Source organism: Paenibacillus albiflavus, assembly GCF_004344915.1.
In the GTDB taxonomy this organism is placed as follows: Bacteria; Bacillota; Bacilli; order Paenibacillales; family NBRC-103111; genus Paenibacillus_AM; species Paenibacillus_AM albiflavus.
In genome coordinates this window covers 21,103-38,969 of the sequence record NZ_SKFG01000018.1, presented here as the reverse complement: position 1 = coordinate 38,969, position 17,867 = coordinate 21,103, and the positions used below count along the sequence as shown (strand labels likewise).

Genomic DNA, 17,867 nt, shown 5'->3' with positions numbered 1-17,867 from the left:
AATAGAGTGAACAGCGGCCGTCCTATATGGGGCGGCAAAGCTGTTTATTCTTGTACTATTTTCTAATGATAAGGAGCTGAGGTAATGGCTGCGCTGAATGAATGGTTTTTGAACCATCCTTTCATTACATTTTTCATAATTTTCGTGTTTGTTGCATTTGTTTACAACAAAGTATTTCGTGTGCAGCAGAAACTATCAATTGGCAAAACAATTCTCGTATATGTCATTATTGCCATTGGTTCAGTTATGTTGCTATTCTTCCAAGTGCTTGGTAGATTACCGATTATCCTTTGTTTAGGTGTAGCTATATTGTTGATGCTGATTGTGCGTGTACGTCATTTTATTGAGGATCGAAGCCACAAGAAAGAGGGAAAAGCGTAGATGAAGCTTGAAGATGCTATTTTTAATTGGCTGCAAATGAAAATAGTTTCAGATGCACGCACGGATGATGGCGCGGCTACTGAAACCCTTCAGTTTTTTGAAACAATCCTGACTGAAGATCATAAGCTTGATCATTATGTAGTAGATCGAACAGATGATCATGCTTATTACATTCAATATACGCAAGAAGGTAGGCAACTTGAGCTTAAATATGATCGGGAATTAGCTGAGAAGCTTCTCTCTGATATTAATTCGAATCCCAAGTATAATTAAGCGTTTACAGTGGACATTTTCACATGGAATCCCCTATGTCCATATGTTATAATATTCCTAAAGTGGAATTCGAAACCGGCAGTAGGAGGTTAATTGATGGCTGAAGCAATCACTTCTCTTACGGATCAATTGTTTTTCGATCAGCGTTCTAAACCAAGTTGCTTTGCGCTGCAGATCGATTCCATATGCAATGGTGAATTAAGCCTAGACGGTGAACTCCGTCTGGGCTTTTTTAGTGGTTCAAAACAATAATCAGTGTAATCAGCCTATTGGGGGAGGATGACGTTTCATGAGAAAAATCTATGTATTGGATACGAATGTTCTTCTGCAGGATCCGAATGCGATCTATGCTTTTGAAGACAATGATGTCATTATCCCTGCTGTTGTACTGGAGGAAATCGATTCGAAGAAGCGATTGGCGGATGAAATAGGGCGCAATGCACGAACCGTGGCTAGGCTGCTTGATGGACTAAGAGCTAAAGGCAGAATAAGCGATGGTATTGATTTAGAGAATGGCGGGATTATTAAGGTAGAATTGAATCATCGATTACTTGGCAAGGTTGAGGAGTTATTCGTTGAATTATCGAATGATAATCGCATACTTGCGCTCGCCATGAACTATCACTTGGAAGAACAAACAAAGACAGAGCCTAGACCTGTTATTGTAGTCAGTAAAGATACGTTAGTACGAGTGAAAGCAGATGTGCTTGGCTTAACGGCACAGGACTATTTAAGCGACCGGATCGTGCATTCAACCGAAATGTATCAGGGATATGCAACATTAAAGGTGCATCCAGCCATAATCGATGAATTCTATTCCTTTCGATTTCTGAATATTTCCAGTTTATCCCTTCCCTATACGTTACTTCCTCATGAATTTGTTATTCTCAGAGATGAGCTTGGCACATCCAAATCTGCCCTCCTTAAAGTCAGTGCGGATGGGAAGAAGCTTGAGCCACTTTATTTAAGCAATGATCCGATCTGGGGGATTTCTGCACGCAATGCACAGCAACGTATGGCGCTTGAACTGCTTCTGAATGATGATATCCCGTTTGTCACGCTGACCGGGAAGGCAGGAACAGGCAAAACCCTTCTAACACTCGCAGCAGGCTTAATGAAGGTGGAAGATGAACATAAATACAAAAAGCTGCTGATCGCAAGACCTGTTGTTCCGATGGGGAAGGATATCGGCTTCTTGCCTGGGGAGAAGGATGAGAAGCTGCGCCCCTGGATGCAGCCAATTTACGATAATCTGGAATTCTTATTTGATACCAAAAAGACGGGAGATATTGATAAAATATTGGCAGGATTAGGCTCTATCCAGGTAGAAGCCCTGACTTATATTCGTGGCCGCTCTATTCCTGGACAATTCATCATTATTGATGAAGCGCAGAATTTATCAAGACATGAAGTAAAGACAATCGTCTCACGTGTCGGCGAGGGGAGTAAAATCGTCTTGTTAGGTGATCCGAATCAAATCGATCATCCTTATTTGGATGCGATGAGCAATGGATTAACCTATGCAGTAGAGAGGTTCAAAGCCGAATCCATAAGTGGCCATATCATGTTAGAGCGAGGTGAACGTTCTCACCTCGCTCAATTAGCAGCCGATTTGTTATGATATGTTAGGTTCGAAGAGCCTGATTTAGAATTTCATTTTCAATTTGATTGTAATTTTGCCTTGCTCAACGACGACACCATCTGCGGTAAATATGGATGAGAACTGTGAAGGATCTATGCCGAGAGTGTATTGTTCATTTAAATCTTTGATCGTCGTGTCAGGCAAGTCGAATTGATTGAACGTAAGTCCCAAAAGTTCAAATTTGATTTTATCTTCATGTAATGTATAGGTGCCTTTGATGGATACTTGGATGTCGTCTTCATGACCTTCTGCGATGAAATAATCATTTTCAAATGTAAAGTTCAGATTATCAAATACCTTATTCTTCGATCGCAGGAATTGATTAAGCTGTGCATCTGAAATGATAAATTCCGCACTGTTTAGACTCGTTAACTTGAAATTGTCTTTGGACAACAATTCAGTGAAGCTGGACATTGATTTAGAGAGCTCCGTTAAATATTGATTAAATAAAGGGAGTCCTTTCGTACGCCACTGATCATTAAGCGCATTGATTTGTTCGATTAATTTATCTTTGTTATCGCTTTGGGCAAGAAGATTATCTAGTTCTGCTTGCAGCAGGAGTATGCGTTCTTTTTGGGCGATGTAATCCGCTTTGGCTGTTGCTAGCTCATCACGCTGCTTGGCAAGCTCCTGCTGCAGAGTTTGAAGCTTCTCTTGAGAAGATTTGTAGCTTGTAAGCACTCTCGAATCATGCGTAACAATCATATTCATGTATTCCAGTGTTTTAAATAAGTCACTTAACGAATCGGCTGTAAGCAAGACTTGTATAATGGAAGGTCGATCACCTGTATAATAGGACCTAAGTATTTTACCGGCTTTATCTTTAACGCCTTTCATTTCTTCTTTTTGCTGATTGATCAAGGTCTCATTGTCGCTCATTGCTTGTACGAGCTTGGCATCCTTTGCCGTTAGTCTCTCGAGCTCCCGATCGATCTCTTGAATCGTAAGACTCTTCTGTAAAAGCTCTCTAATATCGGCTTCCTCTGTACTTATCGACTTTTCTTCGGCATTTGCTCCTATAATGAGAGGAGAGATACAGATAAACATCAATAATAAACATAAGAAAATTCGCAAAAATCCCTTCATACCATCCCTCCCCCCATTAGATTAGCATGTATTTAGGAATTATAAAATTTGCCCCCTGATGTAGGAGGCATGTGGTTAAAATAATGTTACTTATTCGTTTTATTTGGAGCCAGGAATTGAAGTACATCATCAAAAGATTTGGCGTTCTCTGGAATAGCCATTTGAAAATCAGGAGCTGTATTGATATTGCTATAGCTTTGCTCAAAAGTTATGGCATGTGTATTCGTTGTGCCATTCTCATCCGTGATCGCTAGCTTTAGGTCAATGGACTGACTTCTGATATTCCCGTCTTTGTCGATAATAAGCTGCAATTGACTAGGAGCTTTAAGTTCGATTTTGGTTTCCTTGCTCTTTTTCCAAGCCTCAGCAGTTGCTGAACTGATTATTCCACTTGATGCAAGCTTGTCAATCATTTCTCCTGATTTGGATTGCATCATTTGATTTACAGCCTTTTCATTGTTGGATGTAATTTCCAAACGAATGCTGGTGCCAGTTGTCCCATCCGGAAGCGAAGCAGGTTCTTTATCTTCATGGAGCCATTTGGCTTCAGCGCTTGCAAATAGGATACGCATGACCTCGGATAACGTAGCGGAAGTTTGCTGCAGTGCTTCAGGATGAATGCCATTATTAGATCCTATGCTGCTTGTGGACAAATCCATTACAAAGAATTCTCCTGGCTTATTGATTGCTGGAATATTAAAATACAATTTGTTATCTTTAATAAGTAAGGGTAATTCAAGCTGCGAATTGGAGCTATTGGGTGTGAGCTTTAGTGTAGCTTCCAATCTAGCAGGATTGTTCTCGGTAGCGCCTTTCCATTCGATTGTACTTTCTTTGAGCATATTGACGATTCCAAGTGTTAGTGGATTCGTTGCAGGGATGAGGCCATCGCCTAATCCAAGCTTTGCACTGCCTTCAAAGGAATAAGACTTCATTTCACTTTGTTTGGCGATCGCTTGTAATGCTGTCGTCTGAATTTCTTGATTATTCGTACAAGCAATTAAGAGACTACTGATTAGAATAAGCAGTATAATTGTGTTAAATGATTTTTTGAACATATATGGTTCTCCCTTCAAGTTAGACAAAATTATTATATCGGTTATTTATCTTCTTGTCATGGGCTATTAATTAGGGAATTGAGGTGCTGATCATTGAAATCAACACTAGGGAATAAGAACTTGGTCACCGTATTGCAGCAGGCGATTCAGAACAATCGTAAATCTGCTATTTCTTTTTATGATTTTATGAATTTATGCTTGTATCATGAAGAGTACGGTTATTATAGAAGCTCTGCAATCAAGATTGGACCTGAAGGGGATTTCTATACGAGTTCTTCAATCGGGACCATTATGGGTGAGACACTCGCAGATTATGTGGTGAAAACTTGGGATACGCAATATGAGAAAATAGTTCCTTTGACGATCGTAGAGTGGGGAGGAGGCAATGGAAGACTTGCTGTACATTTGCTAGATCAGCTTCAGCGCATATCTTCAGAACTCTATGGAGAAATACGCTATATCATGATTGAATCAAGTCCCTATCATCAACAATTGCAGGTAGAGGCTCTGCGGCATCATGCGAATCAAGTTAGCTGGATGACGGAGGATGCTTGGCACAAGAGTCCAGCGCAGGGACTAACGATTCATCTGGCTAATGAGCTGCTTGATGCCTTTGCGGTACATCGCATACGCTATAAAGGGGAGCAGTTTGAAGAGAATTGGGTTAGCTGGGACGCGGCACAAGAAGAATTTATTGAGCAGTGGTACCCTTTAGAAAATGTGGATATTCGAGCATATCTAGAGGAAGAGGGAATTAAGCTATTTGAAGGACAGATTGCGGAAGTCAATTTAGATAGTAAACAATGGATTGCTCGACTAGCACAGCAGTTAGAACGAGGCCAGCTTATTGCCATTGATTACGGCGATGTAGCAGAAGAAATATATGCGCAGCATCGAATGCTAGGAACGCTTATGTGCTATCGGAAGCATCAAGCGCTGGATGCCCCATACGATTATGTGGGGGAACAGGATATTACAGCACATGTGAATTTTACGGCTTGCAAGCATGCTGCTGAACATGCAGGATTGCATGTTGATAAACTGGTTACCCAGAGGCAATTTCTCGTGGATCAAGGAATACTTGGCAAGCTTCAGGATACCTTCGGGCTTGATCCGTTCTCAGCCGCAGCCAAGCGCAACCGCGCGATTAGGCAGTTATTAATCAGTGATAACATGAGTGAGTTATTCAAGGTATTTATTGCTCATAAATAAGAATATAAAACGAGCTTACCTCTTGGAGATAAGCTCGTTTCTTCTTTGTATTATAGAAATTATAACCTTTGTGTCATAATTTTCAGGTAATACCTTAAGAAATGCATCCGTCCTTATAGACGGTGAAACCATAACTTCTTGGATGTGCTTAAACCACAGTTAATTTGAATACTGACCAGTAGGTGAAGCCGGAAAAAGCTATGACCATGTATGCCCAGAATAAGATGATATATGTACGTTCTGACAACTTTAAGTAGCCGAGAATTACAAACATAACTGATTGCGCAAAGAAAATTAACGCCATCGGAATCATGTCACCTGCAAGACTCATTAATCCTATCATCAACGTCCAAAATCCAAGAACTCGGTACATGCGACCCATAAGGCATCCCCCTCTCATACAACGTTGCAATTTTCTAAATTTTATTATACCTATAACAATTGTCACTGTAAACGTTCAATAATGGCAAAATTAAAAACATTTTGTGTATGGAAATAACCGTGATATGTATGAGCCTCCAAAAAAATGGCAATACCGAATAGTATCAAATAGATTCTATGAACTCTAGTATGGGCATAGAGATTTAATAATGGGATAACTGTATGCACTGTATACTTCGTGAATTCGACTCTTCTTTGGATGTAGCGATAATAATGGACTTTACATTTAGAACCTTAATGTTAGGAGGATTGTTTATATGACAGCAATCAGGCAGGACGCATGGAGCGATGAAGATGATTTAATATTGGCAGATGTTACTCTCAGACATATTCGAGAAGGTAGTACACAACTATCTGCATTCGAAGAGGTAGGTGAGAGAATAGGAAGGACGGCAGCAGCCTGTGGATTCCGTTGGAATTCATTTGTTCGTAAAAAATATGATGCAGCAATCCATATAGCCAAAGCGCAGCGTCAGAAGCGCAGCCAGCTGAAAAAGCATGCGGCAGCGGTACATTCTGTGAGTACTTCCTCGATTTCAGCACTAGAGATAACAGATACAACAGCTAGCAAGGCGGAGTCTTTTACCGAGGAATCCTTATCTATTGATTCCGTTATTCGATTCTTGCGTCAATGGAAGACGATCTATCAAGAAATGAACAGACAAATTCGTCAATTAGATCGTGAGTTGCAAGAGAAGCATGAGGAAATGATTCGAATTCGCAAAGAAAATGATCGTCTTAACAAGCAAGTGAATGAAGTTGAAACCGATTATCGGGTTGTTAACGATGATTATAAAGCGCTAATTCAAATTATGGATCGTGCTAGGAAGATGGCATTTCTCGTAGAAGAGGAAGAAGAATCCAAGCCGCGGTTCAAAATGGACGCCAATGGTAACTTGGAGCGAATTGATTAGATAGATGATAAGTAGAAACAGCTTAATCGTTATACAGCAGCACAATAAAATCTGCCTCTGTACTTCTACAGCGGGCAGATTTTTTGTATTAATGGTATCATTAAACAGTGAGCAGCAAGAGAGGAGGGAAGGTATGAATATAGTCGTGATTGGCGCTGGTTCGCTTGGTATGTTATTAACAGCTAAGCTAGCTTCGTATTGCAAGAGGATTGAGCTTGTTACACGTACACAGGCGCAGGCTGATGCCTTGCTTGCAGAAGGAATTCAAGTGAAAGATCAAATAGATGAGCGTAATCTACAGCCAAATCCGGAGTTCATCATTAGTTCGTATGAAAATCCAGCATATGATAATCGTTTAGCGGATGTCCCTGATTATGTGTTATTAACCGTTAAGCAGTTTGCAATAGACGATTCATTTATTCGAAATGTAGCTGCTAGACTAGGCAAGACAAGCAAGCTCATCTGCTTCCAGAATGGGACAGGGCATGTGGAACGTTTGATAACCCAGATTTCGAGCGACCAAATATACCTCGCTATTACTACGGAAGGGGCCAAGAGAATATCAGCTACAACCGTTCAGCATACAGGGCATGGGATCACTTATATGGGTCCATCTAAGCCAAATTCCGCTCCTTCGGAAATAAAAGATTTATGTAATCTGCTAAAATCAGCAGGATTTCGAGCGGAAACGTCGAATCGAATCATAACCAAAGTATGGAATAAGCTAGTGATTAATTCTGTTATTAATCCACTTACAGCAATACTTCGAGTGAAGAATGGTCAATTAATTCAATCTGAACACAGCATTCAGGTCATGCGTAATTTATATGCGGAAGCCCTGAAGGTGGCACAAGCCGAATCCATCAGCTTATCAGAGGATTTGTGGGAACAGATTGTGGAGGTATGTGAACGGACTGCTGCCAATCATTCTTCGATGCTTCAGGATGTACTTGCTGGACGATCAACAGAAATCAATTGGATTAACGGTGCTTTACTTACAATTGGAGATAAGCATCATTTAGCCTTACCTGTTAATCAAACGGTTTATCATCTTGTTAAAACGATGGATACTTCATAGGAGAAGTGACGATGACAACAGTACTTGCTATTCTCAAAACTACATATATTGTCCTATCAGTCATTCCGTACGTCGTTTTTGCCGCTGTATGGGGAATCTGCTATTTTATGTGGAAGGATAAGAAGAGATCAACACAACTTGCTATGGATATCTCAACCTTCTTCTTAATCACATCGGTGGCAGGTCTTGCAAATTCGATTATGGGTTTCAAATTTAGCTGGTGGTTCATCATTCTCATGTTATTAATTGCATTTGGCGTCGTAGGCGGTTATCAATATCGATTAAAAGGTGAGTCCAACGTCCCTAAAGTAATGCGAATCATTTGGCGACTAGCTTTTATGGTGCTGTCGATCTGCTATATCATTCTGCTTCTCATAGAACTAATCAGGCAATTATTTTAGTACTATACAATTAGAATAGAACGTGTTTTGAATCGCTTGATCTGCTAAGATCGAGTTCGCATTCGAAACACGTTTTTTGTTGAGTGCAAGCGGTATTGGAGCACTTTTTTAAAATGACCAAATTGGTATTTTTTAGTGATATATGATGACTATAAAAGTATTTATTAGAAATAGGTTACAGCTCAAATTCTTGTGCTATAATGAGAAAAAAATTAAATGACTGAGTATTCATTTTTTAAAAAAATTCAAGTTGTTTATCGGTGCCTAGACTTCATATACTCCGATTACTTCTATAGCACCTGACCATATATCTTATTGAATTTATAGAGGAGGGTCTTACGTGAAGCTAAGAAAAAGTTTTAAGTCGGCTGCAATCATGCACAATATTCCTTCTTATGGGACCAAACCTTATATTTTGTAGTAGACAGGATAATGCCTATGCTTTAATATAATCGTTAGAAGAATGGTTAAAAATACCTATTTGTCTTTTTAACCATTAAATAATCTGATAAATCAAATAAATCATAAAATTGAATTATTTAGTCTGGGTTTTTGGTGTAGATTTGACTTAAAGCGCTTACCTCTTAAGCACCTAGCCATATATAAGTTTCTTAATATTATGAGGAGGGTCTTACATGAAGCAGAAAAAAATGTTATCAACGGCAGTTGCAGTGACCTTGATTGGCTCATTAGTAGCTGGCTGTAGCAGTGGCGGTGGAAATGCTGCTAATACACCTGCGGCTTCTCAAGCGCCAGGTAATAGCACTAGCACACCTGCACCTGTATCGAATGTCAAGCAAGAAATTAAGATGAATCTTGTTACGGAGCCAGAAGCGCTGGACGTTTCGAAACAAACATCAGTTGGTGCGGCTGATGTTATTAACGCCCTCATGGATGGGTTGTACCGTCTTGATAAGGATGGGAAGATCACTATGGGTGTTGCTAAAGCTGCTCCTAAGATATCTGCAGATGGTCTCGTTTATACGATTGACCTGAACCCTGATGCAAAATGGACAGACGGTGTGCCTGTTAAAGCCCAAGACTTCGTGTATTCCTTCCGTCGTACAGCAGCAAAAGAAACTGCTGCTCAATATGGTTTCATGATGGAATGGCTTAAGGGTGGAGCTGATATTCAAGCGGGTAAGGCGCAACCAGATACATTAGGTGTTAAAGCGCTATCCGATACTCAGCTTGAAATTACACTTGATTCACCTAAGAGCTTCTTTACGAATATTCTAGCGTTCCCGACTTTCTTGCCACAACGTGAAGATATCGTGACCAAGTATGGTGAGAAGAATGGAGCAGACGCTGATAAGTTAATTACTAACGGCCCATTCAAATTAACAAGCTGGACACATGACCAAAGCATGGTTCTAGAAAAAAGTGAAAATTATTGGGATGCTGCAAACGTGAATCTAACCAAAGTTACATTAACGATGGTTGCAGATAACGGAACAGAGCTCAATTTGTATGAAACCAAGGAACTGGATTATGCCACGGTTCAAGGCGATAACATCGCTTTATATAAAGGCAAACCAGATCTTGTAAGTAGACCAGAGGTAGGCAACTGGTATATCCAGTATCAAAACAAGGATCACCCTGTATTCTCAAATGCTAATATTCGTAAAGCAATGGCTCTTTCCATTGACCGTCAAGCGTTAGTTGACGTTGTTCTAAAGGACGGTTCTTTACCGGCAACAGGTCTTATTCCTAACGGAACATTAGATGGTAACGGACAAGATTTCAGAAAGCTAAATGGCGATGTTATGCCTCCATTCGATGCGGCTAAAGCTAAAGATTACCTTGCTAAAGGTATGGCAGAATTGAAGCTGACTGCATTCCCGAAAGTCAAATTAACAACTAGCGATAACACAAGAGCGAAGAAAATTCTGGAATTCTTGATTTCCCAATGGAAAACTAACCTGGGCATTGATATTGATCCAGAGCCAATGCCAGGTAAAGCTCGTATTGAGAAAATGCATTCCAAAAACTTTGATTTGGTGCTAGCTGGCTGGAGCGCAGACTATAACGATGCTTCAACTTTCCTTGATATGTGGTATGAGGGTTCACCGTTCAACGATGTGAACTATAATAGTGCAGCATTTACGAAGAATGTGCTAGAAAGCCAAAAAGAAACAGATTTGGCGAAACGTTCTAAATTGATGCTTGATGCCGAGAAACAATTAATTGAAGATATGCCTATAGGTCCACTTTACTTCTCAGCTAGAAAGTACCTTGTTCGCCCGAATGTGGAAGGAATGTTCTTACCTCCACTTGCAATAGAATTTGAAATCAAATGGGCTAAAATCAAGTAATTGTGACTTGCATGCGATGTGATTAATTAGAAGGGGACGGCACTATAGGTGGGCGTCCCCTTTTTTTAACTGAACATGCCATCATTAGAACAGGGAGGAAAGTTGTGTGCTCAAGTTTACGCTGAAGCGTCTTGTTTATACATTAATCACATTGTGGCTGATCTGTACATTAACTTTTGTACTGATGAAAATTTTACCTGGCGATCCATTTAACTCCGAGAAGCTTCCTGCCGCAACGCGTCAAATGTTAGGTCAGCAGTATGGATTAGATCGCCCTATATGGGAGCAGTACTTGAAATACATGGGTAATTTGGCGCAGGGGGATCTTGGCTATTCATTTCAATTTCCTGCCAGAGAAGTAGTTGAAGTGATTAAGCAAGGCTTTTCGGTGTCAGCAGAATTAGGTGTTATCTCGATGTCATTTGCTCTTATCGTTGGATTAGTATTAGGGATTATTGCTGCACTCAAACATAATAAATGGCAAGATTATTCCTCTAGCTTTATTGCAGTACTCGGAATATCCATTCCATCGTTTGTACTTGGGCCTATGCTCTCTTATTACATAGGAGTCAAGCTCGCTATATTGCCAGCCGCATTATGGGAGGGGCCAGCCAATCGGATCATGCCTTCACTTGCATTAGCCTTTGGTACAATCGCCATTCTCACTAGAATGATGCGTACCTCTATGCTGGATGTCATCCATCAAGATTATATTAAGACAGCTAAATCCAAGGGACTAAGTAAGGGCAGAATCATTACAAGTCATATGCTTCGTAACTCGCTATTGCCCGTTCTAACTATTTTCGGACCTACTTTTGTAAACGTTATCACGGGGACGCTTGTCGTAGAGCAGATATTTGCTGTTCCAGGGCTAGGAAAACAATTTGTAAATTCCGTTAATACGAATGATTATACGTTGATTTCTGGCTTAACAATTTTCTATTCGGTTCTGTTAGTAGCTGTTGTGTTTATAACAGATATTCTATATGGATTTATTGATCCACGAATACGTCTAGGGAAAGGTGGAGCTAAGTAATGCAGCCAAATTTGCAACCGAGTCCAATTGATAAGTCAAGGTTCTCACGACTGCCGGTGGAATCATTACAAAGTGAAGCCATCGTCCGCCCATCTCAATCTTATTGGAAGGATGCGTGGCGCCGACTTAAGAAAAACAAACTAGCGATGGCTGGTTTAATTATATTATGTTTCTTGTCTATTATGGCGATAGTTGCTCCTTTTTTAACACAGTATGCTTATGATGAACAGAATTTGAAAATGACGAATGTAACTCCAAATAGCACGTATTGGTTTGGAACAGATGACTTTGGACGTGATCTATGGACACGCGTCTGGTGGGGAACAAGGATTTCACTTTTTATTGGCTTGACAGCAGCATTGATTGATCTAGTTATCGGTGTGATCTACGGTGGAATTTCGGGTTATTATGGCGGAAGATTGGATAACATCATGCAGCGATTTATCGAAATCATCATTGCGATTCCAATGCTTATTATTGCGATTCTGCTTATTATCACTTTAGGAGCGGGAATGTCAACGATTATACTGGCTTATGCGTTGGTTGGGTGGACACAGATGGCAAGACTCGTGCGGGGTCAAGTATTAACACTCAAGGAGAATGAATTCGTTCTCGCTTCTCAAACATTAGGCGCTTCTACTTGGCGAATTATAACCCGTCACCTCGTTCCGAATGCATTAGGCATTATAGTTGTCCAAATTACTTTTGCGGTTCCAGCAGCTATTTTCTTCGAGTCCTTCCTATCTTTCATTGGTGTAGGAATTAAGGTGCCGATGGCTTCCCTAGGGACGTTGTTAACTGATGGTGCAACGAATATTCGATTGTTCCCGCATCGAGTTATGTTCCCAGCCATCGTCTTTAGCTTAATTCTGCTAAGCTTTAATCTACTTGGTGATGGACTACGTGATGCGCTTGATCCGAAAATGCGTAAGTAAAGAAGGGAGGATATACTATGAGCAAACAACGATTGCTAGAAGTGAAGGATCTGAAGGTATCCTTTCATACCTATGCAGGTGAAGTACAAGCAGTCCGTGGTGTTTCATTTCATTTGGACAAAGGAGAAATTCTCGCGATTGTAGGGGAATCCGGATGTGGTAAATCGGTCACAGCCCAGACAATTATGCGTCTAATTCCGAGTCCGCCAGGCAAGATAAAGAGCGGTTCGATTCTGTTCAATGAGAGCCTTGATATATCGAAATTATCGGATAAGCAGATGGAGAAAATTCGGGGGAAAGAAATGGGGATGATCTTTCAAGATCCGATGACTTCGCTTAATCCTACGATGCAAGTCGGCAGCCAGATTACGGAAGGGCTGATGAAGCATCAAGGCTTGAATAAAAAAGAGGCAATGGCACGTGCCGTTGAAATGCTGTCATTAGTCGGAATCGCGAATCCAGAAAGTCGTGTGAAGCAGTATCCGCATGAATTCTCAGGCGGAATGCGCCAACGGGTGATGATTGCACTCGCGCTTGCTTGTTCTCCGAAGCTTCTGATCGCAGATGAGCCAACGACTGCACTTGATGTTACAATTCAAGCGCAAATCATAAAATTGATGAAGATGTTGTCGGATAAGACGCATGCGTCGATAATATTAATTACACACGATCTCGGTTTAGTGGCCGACATGGCACAACGCGTTATCGTTATGTACGCAGGTAAAGTGGTGGAGCAGGGAACAGTAGATGACATCTTCTACAATTCCAAGCATCCATATACTTGGGGACTATTGCGTTCAGTTCCACGGTTAGATAAGGATGCGAAGGAAGAGTTGGTGCCAATTCCAGGTTCACCACCCGATTTATTCGCACCACCAGTTGGCTGTGCATTTGCAGCCAGATGTCCCTATGCGATGGGAATTTGTACTGAGATTGACCCCGAACATAGCATTGTATCGGGTCAACATAGTGCAGCATGCTGGCTCTTGCATCCAGATGCACCCAAAGTAACACGACCTGTCGAGGTAGGAGGCAATCAGCATGTCGGATAATATACTCGAAATTCGCAATATGAAAAAGCATTTTCATCTAGGTGGCGGCAAAATCCTTAAGGCAGTTGATCGCTTCTCGATCGAAATTAAGCGTGGAGAAACGTTTGGTCTTGTAGGAGAGTCAGGCTGTGGGAAGTCAACAGCAGGTCGTACGATCATTCGGATGTACAATGCAACTTCAGGTGAAGTGTTATTTAACGGACAAGATGTTCATAAGCTAAATGGGAAGAAACTCAGGGAGTTTCGTCGCAATACAGCGATGGTATTCCAAGACCCATATGCTTCTCTTAATCCAAGAATGACAGTTGGCAATAGCATAGCTGAAGGAATGGATATCCATAACTTATATACAGGTAAGAAGAGAAGAGACCGCGTTGCTGAACTCATTCAAGCGGTAGGCTTAAATGAAGAGCATATTAATCGCTTTCCGCACGAGTTCTCAGGCGGTCAGCGTCAAAGGATCGGAATTGCGCGCGCATTAGCAATTGAACCACAGTTCATTATCGCTGATGAACCGATTTCCGCTCTTGACGTATCGATTCAGGCGCAAGTGGTCAACTTGTTTAAGAGCTTGCAGAAGGAGCATGGATTGACTTATCTGTTCATTGCGCATGATTTGGCAATGGTGAAATACATATCAGATCGGATTGGCGTGATGTATCTAGGGAATCTTGTTGAGGTTACGACATCGACCGAGCTATATGCAAAGCCACTGCATCCGTATACGGAATCTCTACTTTCAGCAATCCCGATTCCTGATCCGGAAGTGGAGCGAGTGAGAGAGCGGATCATATTGGAAGGTGAAGTACCGTCACCTGTAAACCCGCCAAGCGGATGTCCATTCCGTACACGTTGCCCGAAAGCAATGGAAATATGTGCAGCATCCATGCCTGCAATGAAGGAAGTTTATCCGCAGCATTATGTATCTTGTCACTTATATTAAACAAATCTATTGGGTTAAACGAATATTTCTATCAGCGCAATTTGAAAATACGATGAGTGATAAAAAAAACCTTGCGTAACAAGCGTTACACATAAAAATAAGTTGTTTAAGATGGATCAAATCCCTGCATCTTCTTGCAGGGATTTATTATTTTGTGCTAGACAGACTAATTCCTTATGCTATAATGAGAAAAATACATTGGTCAATTATCTGTTTCTTATTTTTTTTAAATATAATTGTCAAATAAATACATTTATCGAATAATATTATATTTAAATTGCATAAAAATGGATAATTTCAATCATGTAACACTTATTCTTTTGGGTTCCAGGTGCGGGATACTAAACTCGACTAATACTAGCTATATTGCACCAAGCCATACATCTAGATCATACATTATGAGGAGGAGTCTTACATGAAACAAAAGAAATTATTGTCTACAGCAGTTGCCGTGACGCTTGTCGGTTCCGTGGTAGCTGGTTGTGGAAGCAACAACAACGATGCAGCAGAAAGCACTAGTACTCCAGGAGCAGCAGCCAAAGTACAGGAAATTAAGCTTAACCTTAGTGCTGAGCCAGAAGCACTAGACTTGTCCAAATCCACGACAGTCGTAGCAGCTTCTGTTCTAAACGCGATTACTGATGGTTTATACCGCGTTGATAAAGAAGGCAAATTACAAATGGGTGTTGCAAAAGATCTTCCGAAAATTTCTGAAGATGGATTAACTTACACAATTGATCTTAATCCTGATGCAAAATGGTCAGATGGTAAGGCTGTAACAGCTCAAGATTTTGTATATTCTTTACAACGTACAGCTAATCCAGAAACGAAAGCGCAATACAGCTTCTTAATGGAATGGCTTGAGAATGGTTCTGAAATCGTTGCAGGTACTGCAACACCAGACCAATTAGGGGCTAAGGCATTATCCGATACACAACTTGAAATTAAGTTAGTATCCCCTAAAGGATTCTTTACAGAAATGTTGGCATTCCCTACATTCTTCCCACAACGTGAAGATATTGTTAGCCAATATGGCAACAAATTCGCTGCGGATGCTGATAAAGTGATCGGTAACGGTCCATTTAAACTAACAACTTGGAATCATGAGCAAAACTTAACACTTGAAAAGAATGAATCTTATTGGGATGCTGCTAACGTTAAGCTAAATAAGATCAACATTAGTATTGTTAAGGACGCTGGAACAGCACTTAACCTATATGAAACAAAAGAACTAGATTACACATCTATTTCTGGTGATAACATTGCGCTTTACAAAGACAAGCCAGACTTGGTAACAAAGCCAGAGCTTACAAACTCTTATATCCAATACCAAACGAAAGATAATCCTGTTTTCTCAAATGCTAAAATTCGTCAAGCTTTGAATATGGCAATTGACAAGCAAGGGCTAGTAGATGTAGTTCTTAAGAACGGTTCCGTTCCTGCAACTGGACTAGTTCCTAACGGTACAAAAGATGGTAACGGTGAAGAGTTCAGAAAAGTAGTAGGAGACATTCTTCCTGCGTATGATGTTGCTAAAGCAAAAGCTTTGCTTGAAGAAGGTATGAAAGAAGCAGGACTTACTTCAATTCCTAAGTTCAAACTAACTTCTGATGATACTTCTGCCGCTAAGAAATCGCTTGAGTATGTATTAAGCCAATGGAAAACTAACCTTGGTGTTGAAGCAGAAGCTGAACCGCTTCCATTCGCAGCACGCGTTGAAAAAATGAAATCACGCAACTTTGATGCTGTTATTGCACTATGGGGTGCGGATTACAACGATCCAATGACTTTCCTAGATCTATGGATGAAAGATTCATCCATGAACTACCCTAACTATGACAGCGAAGCTTATACAAATAATGTAAAAGCAGCTCAAAAAGAATTAGATCCAGCTAAGCGTTCACAATTACTTGTTGATGCTGAAAAGCAATTGATCGAAGATTTGCCTGTCGGACCATTATACTTTAGAAGTGCTAAATTCCTAATCAGACCTGGTATTGAAAACTTAATTCTAGCTCCATCAGGTTTTGAATGGGATGCTAAATGGGCAGAGGTTAAGTAATTTTAACCCAGCTTCAAGCTGATAGATTTAGAGGGGGATGTCGCTTAAGAACGTCGCGTATCCCCTCTTTATATTTATAATTCTATAAATAGAGGAGGAACCTGCGTGCTCAAGTTTACGCTACGCCGCCTTGGATATACACTTATCACATTGTGGCTTATTGTTACACTGACTTTTGTACTCATGAAACTATTACCTGGTGATCCCTTTGGCCCAGGGTCGGAGAAACTTCCTGAAGCGACTCGGATTATGCTAACCAAGCAATATGGATTGGACAAGCCAATCTGGGAGCAATATTTGCAATATATCGGGAATGTGGCGCAAGGTGATCTTGGGTATTCGTTCCAATTCCCTGCAAGAGAAGTAACTGAAATTATTAAGCAAGGTTTTTCTGTATCAGCTGAGCTAGGTTCCATTTCAATGGCAATTGCACTCGTTGTGGGTCTTAGTCTCGGAATTATCGCGGCTTTAAGACACAATAAGTGGCAGGACTATTCTGCTAGTTTCATAGCTGTACTAGGGATATCAGTTCCATCTTTTGTATTAGGACCCTTATTTTCCTATTATATTGGTGTGAAACTAGGCTGGCTTCCAGCAGGTTTGTGGGAAAGTCCAGCTAGCAGAGTGTTACCTGCTATCGCACTTTCATTTGGTACGATCGCCATTTTGACACGGATGATGCGTACATCGATGCTTGATGTCATCAATCAGGACTATATTAAGACGGCTAAGTCTAAAGGCCTAGGCAGAATGAAGGTAGTCATTAATCATATGTTAAGAAATGCCTTAATGCCTGTGCTTACTATTTTTGGTCCGGCGTTTGTGAATGTTATTACAGGTACGCTTGTTGTCGAGCAAGTTTTTGCTGTTCCTGGTCTAGGTAGACACTTTGTACAATCTGTATATTCAAATGACTATACGCTTATTTCTGGTCTAACGATCTTCTATTCAGCACTATTAGTTGGTGTAATTCTAATCACTGATGTTCTTTATGGATTTATTGATCCACGAATTCGTCTAGGGAAAGGCGGTAGCTAG

General features: G+C 40.7%; 18 protein-coding genes. 15 read left to right on the top strand and 3 right to left on the bottom strand.

From position 1 onward, the window contains the following. The first annotated feature begins 84 nt into the window (after positions 1 to 84). The 4 genes from E0485_RS16815 to E0485_RS16805 all read left to right on the top strand — a co-directional run bounded on the left by E0485_RS16815 (position 85) and on the right by E0485_RS16805 (position 2,275). Entirely contained in the window at positions 85 to 381 is a 297-nt protein-coding gene (locus E0485_RS16815) for a YlaH-like family protein (RefSeq protein WP_328591322.1), read from the top strand. Next, positions 382 to 654 carry a hypothetical protein gene (locus tag E0485_RS16810; protein WP_132419241.1) on the top strand — a complete coding sequence of 91 codons (273 nt, stop codon included), beginning with the start codon at positions 382 to 384 and terminating at the stop codon, positions 652 to 654. A 96-nt stretch (positions 655 to 750) separates the two neighbouring features. Further along, positions 751 to 906, top strand: a complete 156-nt coding sequence (locus E0485_RS25180) for a hypothetical protein (protein WP_165921214.1) — start codon at positions 751 to 753, stop codon at positions 904 to 906. A gap of 37 nt (positions 907 to 943) precedes the next feature. Continuing rightward, the gene (locus tag E0485_RS16805) at positions 944 to 2,275 is read left to right on the top strand and encodes a PhoH family protein (protein ID WP_132419240.1); all 1,332 of its coding nucleotides are present in this window, start codon (positions 944 to 946) and stop codon (positions 2,273 to 2,275) included. A 24-nt stretch (positions 2,276 to 2,299) separates the two neighbouring features. Here E0485_RS16805 and E0485_RS16800 read toward each other — a convergent pair whose 3' ends face one another. Together E0485_RS16800 and E0485_RS16795 are read right to left on the bottom strand one after the other, a co-directional pair. Beyond that, on the bottom strand, positions 2,300 to 3,382 hold the full coding sequence (locus E0485_RS16800; protein ID WP_132419239.1) for a coiled-coil domain-containing protein: 1,083 nt from the start codon (positions 3,380 to 3,382) through the stop codon (positions 2,300 to 2,302). A gap of 86 nt (positions 3,383 to 3,468) precedes the next feature. Then, positions 3,469 to 4,440 (bottom strand): hypothetical protein, encoded by a 972-nt coding sequence (locus tag E0485_RS16795; protein WP_132419238.1) that lies wholly within the window; start codon positions 4,438 to 4,440, stop codon positions 3,469 to 3,471. A gap of 93 nt (positions 4,441 to 4,533) precedes the next feature. Here E0485_RS16795 and E0485_RS16790 point away from each other — a divergent pair, with 93 nt between their 5' ends. Beyond that, positions 4,534 to 5,652 (top strand): class I SAM-dependent methyltransferase, encoded by a 1,119-nt coding sequence (locus E0485_RS16790; RefSeq protein WP_132419237.1) that lies wholly within the window; start codon positions 4,534 to 4,536, stop codon positions 5,650 to 5,652. Between the two features lie 148 nt (positions 5,653 to 5,800). Here the strand turns inward: E0485_RS16790 and E0485_RS16785 are convergent, their stop codons facing one another. Next, positions 5,801 to 6,034, bottom strand: a complete 234-nt coding sequence (locus E0485_RS16785; protein WP_132419236.1) for a DUF2626 domain-containing protein — start codon at positions 6,032 to 6,034, stop codon at positions 5,801 to 5,803. Between the two features lie 316 nt (positions 6,035 to 6,350). Here E0485_RS16785 and E0485_RS16780 point away from each other — a divergent pair, with 316 nt between their 5' ends. The 10 genes from E0485_RS16780 (at position 6,351) to E0485_RS16735 (ending at position 17,867) form a co-directional block, all read left to right on the top strand. Continuing rightward, positions 6,351 to 7,007, top strand: coding sequence for an RsfA family transcriptional regulator (locus E0485_RS16780; RefSeq protein ID WP_132419235.1), 657 nt, complete (start codon positions 6,351 to 6,353; stop codon positions 7,005 to 7,007). A gap of 133 nt (positions 7,008 to 7,140) precedes the next feature. After that, positions 7,141 to 8,085: a ketopantoate reductase family protein gene (locus tag E0485_RS16775; RefSeq protein ID WP_165921213.1), complete on the top strand. Its 945-nt coding sequence runs from the start codon at positions 7,141 to 7,143 to the stop codon at positions 8,083 to 8,085. A gap of 11 nt (positions 8,086 to 8,096) precedes the next feature. Beyond that, the gene (locus E0485_RS16770) at positions 8,097 to 8,486 is read left to right on the top strand and encodes a DUF3397 domain-containing protein (protein WP_132419233.1); all 390 of its coding nucleotides are present in this window, start codon (positions 8,097 to 8,099) and stop codon (positions 8,484 to 8,486) included. A 635-nt stretch (positions 8,487 to 9,121) separates the two neighbouring features. Beyond that, positions 9,122 to 10,801 (top strand): peptide ABC transporter substrate-binding protein, encoded by a 1,680-nt coding sequence (locus E0485_RS16765; RefSeq protein WP_132419232.1) that lies wholly within the window; start codon positions 9,122 to 9,124, stop codon positions 10,799 to 10,801. A 106-nt stretch (positions 10,802 to 10,907) separates the two neighbouring features. Further along, the gene (locus E0485_RS16760) at positions 10,908 to 11,837 is read left to right on the top strand and encodes an ABC transporter permease (protein WP_132419231.1); all 930 of its coding nucleotides are present in this window, start codon (positions 10,908 to 10,910) and stop codon (positions 11,835 to 11,837) included. Further along, positions 11,837 to 12,772, top strand: a complete 936-nt coding sequence (locus tag E0485_RS16755; protein ID WP_132419230.1) for an ABC transporter permease — start codon at positions 11,837 to 11,839, stop codon at positions 12,770 to 12,772. The genes E0485_RS16760 and E0485_RS16755 overlap by 1 nt, the downstream gene beginning before the upstream one ends. 17 nt (positions 12,773 to 12,789) lie before the next feature. Then, a complete protein-coding gene (locus E0485_RS16750) occupies positions 12,790 to 13,824 on the top strand; it encodes an ABC transporter ATP-binding protein (RefSeq protein ID WP_132419229.1) in 1,035 nt (344 codons plus the stop codon). Further along, positions 13,814 to 14,767 (top strand): ABC transporter ATP-binding protein, encoded by a 954-nt coding sequence (locus E0485_RS16745; protein ID WP_132419228.1) that lies wholly within the window; start codon positions 13,814 to 13,816, stop codon positions 14,765 to 14,767. The genes E0485_RS16750 and E0485_RS16745 overlap by 11 nt, the downstream gene beginning before the upstream one ends. Positions 14,768 to 15,182: 415 nt before the next feature. Continuing rightward, the gene (locus E0485_RS16740; RefSeq protein ID WP_132419227.1) at positions 15,183 to 16,829 is read left to right on the top strand and encodes a peptide ABC transporter substrate-binding protein; all 1,647 of its coding nucleotides are present in this window, start codon (positions 15,183 to 15,185) and stop codon (positions 16,827 to 16,829) included. Between the two features lie 105 nt (positions 16,830 to 16,934). Beyond that, positions 16,935 to 17,867, top strand: coding sequence for an ABC transporter permease (locus E0485_RS16735; RefSeq protein ID WP_132419226.1), 933 nt, complete (start codon positions 16,935 to 16,937; stop codon positions 17,865 to 17,867).